The organism is Vibrio sp. OPT20 (assembly GCF_963889365.1).
GTDB classification, from domain to species: Bacteria; Pseudomonadota; Gammaproteobacteria; order Enterobacterales; family Vibrionaceae; genus Vibrio; species Vibrio splendidus.
Genome location: NZ_CAWPOA010000069.1, coordinates 1 through 262, shown reverse-complemented (window position 1 = coordinate 262; position 262 = coordinate 1). Strand labels below are relative to the sequence as shown.

The 262-nt window shown below is 44.3% G+C and carries 1 rRNA gene; it reads left to right on the top strand.

What is annotated here, in order from left to right:
- Window positions 1–187: 187 nt before the first annotated feature.
- A 5S ribosomal RNA gene (rrf, locus tag AACR09_RS16235) occupies window positions 188–262 on the top strand; the annotation flags it as partial.

The window sequence follows — 262 nt, the reverse complement described above, 5'->3', positions numbered from 1 at the left end:
TAGGCAGGGTGTGTAAGTGCTGCGAGGCATTGAGCTAACCTGTACTAATTGCCCGTGAGGCTTAACCATACAACACCCAAGGGGTTTTGTGGACTCAATAGAAAGACCAGACCTTGAATGCGTTTGAAGAGAAATACTTTTAAAGCTCTATTAAATAGAGAAGCAGCTTTCCGAATTTTAAAATTTGCTTGGCGACCATAGCATTGTGGACCCACCTGATTCCATGCCGAACTCAGAAGTGAAACACAATAGCGCCGATGGT